The sequence below is a fragment of the Pseudomonas sp. GM84 genome, assembly GCF_000282535.1.
Lineage (GTDB): Bacteria > Pseudomonadota > Gammaproteobacteria > Pseudomonadales > Pseudomonadaceae > Aquipseudomonas.
Genome location: NZ_AKJC01000369.1, coordinates 1 through 2701 on the forward strand (window position 1 = coordinate 1; position 2701 = coordinate 2701).

The 2701-nt window shown below is 61.2% G+C and carries 3 protein-coding genes and 1 pseudogene; 1 reads left to right on the forward strand and 3 read right to left on the reverse strand.

Annotated elements, in window-relative coordinates:
- Positions 1-311: pseudogene (locus PMI38_RS25875) on the forward strand (cytochrome D ubiquinol oxidase subunit II); the annotation flags it as partial.
- 53 nt (positions 312-364) lie between these two features.
- Here PMI38_RS25875 and recX read toward each other — a convergent pair.
- The 3 genes from recX to PMI38_RS25890 all read right to left on the reverse strand — a co-directional run bounded on the left by recX (position 365) and on the right by PMI38_RS25890 (position 2508).
- Positions 365-832, reverse strand: coding sequence for a recombination regulator RecX (gene recX, locus PMI38_RS25880; RefSeq protein ID WP_043274124.1), 468 nt, complete (start codon positions 830-832; stop codon positions 365-367).
- A gap of 22 nt (positions 833-854) precedes the next feature.
- On the reverse strand, positions 855-1922 hold the full coding sequence (recA, locus tag PMI38_RS25885; protein ID WP_008101027.1) for a recombinase RecA: 1068 nt from the start codon (positions 1920-1922) through the stop codon (positions 855-857).
- A 103-nt stretch (positions 1923-2025) separates the two neighbouring features.
- Positions 2026-2508 carry a CinA family protein gene (locus PMI38_RS25890; protein ID WP_008101029.1) on the reverse strand — a complete coding sequence of 161 codons (483 nt, stop codon included), beginning with the start codon at positions 2506-2508 and terminating at the stop codon, positions 2026-2028.
- Between the last annotated feature and the right edge of the window lie 193 nt (positions 2509-2701).

Consider the following 2701-nt stretch of genomic DNA (forward strand, 5'->3'; position numbering starts at 1 on the left):
CCAGCCGCTGGCTGAAGAATCAGTTCGTGATTCGCATGCACCATCGACTCAGCGATGCCGCGCTGTATGAAATTCAGGAGTCCTTCGCCGATTTGCGCCTGAGCGGCAAGTATCACCAGCAGGCAGACAGTGGTGCAGAGCATGAGGTGGGTAATTACAGCCACCTGACCCGCCTGACCTTTGCCTTCAATGGCCGCGATCAGGGTCGCCTGCGTGAGCTGGTGGATTTCATCAATCTGCCGGAGAACTGGGCAAAGCCACAGCCGATGCATACCACGCAGCGAGCGCGGGAGGCGTTGAAGGTTAGCTAGGGTCTTTCGTAACCAATGTAGGAGCGGCCTTTCGCGACACAAGGCCGCTCCTACTAGTCGTACAAATCCCGGCCGCTGAGCAGGCGGCCGATCATGTCCATGGGAAACCCACGGTAGGCGAGAAATCGACTCTGCTGGGCACGGCTGCGGGGGTCTTGCGGGCGTTGGCCGGCAAATTTTCGCTGCCAGGCCTCCTGTAACCGTTCCACCCAGTCCACACCACTGTCACGCAGTGCCTGGTCGATGTCGCCACGGTTCAGGCCACGCTGGCTCAGCTCCTCGCGAATGCGCGCGGGGCCATAGCCGGCGTTGGAACGGTATCGAATGAAACTCTCAAGATAGCGGGCTTCGCTAAGCAGCCCTTCTTCGGTGAGCCGATCGAGCTCTGGCTCGATCAGCTCATCCGAAGCGCCGCGCTGACGCAGTTTGCGCGTCAGCTCGACGCGACCATGCTCGCGGCGCGCGAGCAGGTCCATGGCTGTCCGCCGAACGGCGACGGGGGTGTCGAGGACGACGGACATACAGGTACTCTACAAACGCTGATCAGTAACCGGCGTCGGCATCAGCCATGTCGCCGGCATCGGCTTCAGCGGCAGCGGCCTTGCCGGCAGCAGCAACGGCACCCGTGTTGAGCAGCTTCTCGCGGATCTGCTTCTCGATCTCTGCACCGATGGCCGGATTCTCTTGCAGGTACTTGGCGGCGTTGGCCTTGCCCTGACCGATCTTGTTGCCTTGGTAGCTGTACCAGGCACCGGACTTCTCCACCAACCCTTGGGATACGCCCAGGTCGATGATTTCGCCGTTACGGTAGATACCCTTGCCGTAGAGGATCTGGAACTCGGCCTGACGGAACGGTGGCGAAACCTTGTTCTTGACGATCTTGACGCGGGTTTCGCTGCCAACCACTTCGTCGCCTTCCTTCACCGCGCCGGTACGACGGATGTCCAGACGCACCGAGGCGTAGAACTTCAGGGCGTTACCACCGGTAGTGGTTTCCGGGCTGCCGAACATCACACCGATCTTCATACGGATCTGGTTGATGAAGATAACCAGGCAGTTGGCGTTCTTGATGTTACCGGTGATCTTGCGCAGGGCCTGGGACATCAGACGGGCTTGCAGGCCGACGTGCATGTCACCCATCTCGCCTTCGATTTCGGCTTTGGGTACCAGGGCCGCCACGGAGTCGACGATGATCACGTCAACCGCGTTGGAACGCACCAGCATGTCGGTGATTTCCAGGGCCTGCTCACCGGTGTCCGGCTGCGAGACCAGCAGGTCGTCGACGTTGACGCCCAGCTTGCCGGCATATTCAGGGTCGAGCGCGTGCTCGGCGTCGACGAAGGCGCAGGTGGCGCCGTTCTTCTGGGCCTCGGCGATGACCGACAGGGTCAGGGTGGTCTTACCCGACGATTCTGGGCCATAAATTTCGACGATACGACCTTTTGGCAGGCCGCCAATGCCGAGGGCAATGTCCAGGCCCAGCGAGCCAGTGGAAATGGCCGGGATACCCTGACGCTCGTGATCGCCCATGCGCATGACAGCGCCTTTGCCGAATTGGCGTTCGATCTGACCCAGGGCCGCAGCCAAGGCGCGCTTCTTGTTGTCGTCCATTGAAATCCTCACGTGTTCGACTTGGCCCTGACGGCCGGAATACCTGTATAAGTAGCCAGTATTATTCCACAGGCAAGCGCTTGAGCAAACCCCTGTCGTCGAATTACTCGGCGCCAAGCTGTAACAAGCCGTCTAACGCGGCGATCACCGTCTGTCGGCGCACACTTTCGCGGTCGCCGTCGAAGTGGCGCCGCTCACTGAACACGCGATCGCCATCGGCCCAGGCCAGCCAAACGGTGCCCACCGGCTTTGCTGGCGAACCGCCATCGGGTCCGGCGATGCCACTGACAGCGACTGCAAAGCGGGCACTGCTGGCGGCCTGGGCACCACGAACCATGGCTTCGACCACCTCCTGGCTCACTGCACCGACCTCGATGAACAGCGCCTCGGGCACATTGAGCTGGCGGGTTTTCTGGGCATTGGAATAGGTGACGTAACCCGCTTCGAACCAGGCCGAACTGCCAGGCACGCGAGTAATGGCCTCGGCGATGCCGCCGCCGGTACAGGATTCGGCGGTGGTCACCTGGGCGTTGAAGCGGCGCAGGTGTTCGCCCAAGCGGGTGGAGAGAACGGTGATTGGGTCCATGGTGGGCTCCTTCGGGATTACGGGACACCGTAGCATTTGGCGAAGGGTAGCGGGATATGTCCCTAGGCATATCTGGGAGTGGAAGGCCCTAGGGTGCATGCCTTGAACTCTGTAGTGCCGTTGAAATCGAGCGCCGCCCGCGCGGCGCATCGCGGATGAATCCGCTCCTACATTTGTTGCAACGTGCCACGGT

Coding starts and splice junctions, on each gene's coding strand:
- recA (WP_008101027.1), bottom strand. CDS start 1,922: ATGGACGACAACAAGAAGCGCGCCTTGGCTGCGGCCCTGGGTCAGATC.
- recX (WP_043274124.1), bottom strand. CDS start 832: ATGTCCGTCGTCCTCGACACCCCCGTCGCCGTTCGGCGGACAGCCATG.
- PMI38_RS25890 (WP_008101029.1), bottom strand. CDS start 2,508: ATGGACCCAATCACCGTTCTCTCCACCCGCTTGGGCGAACACCTGCGC.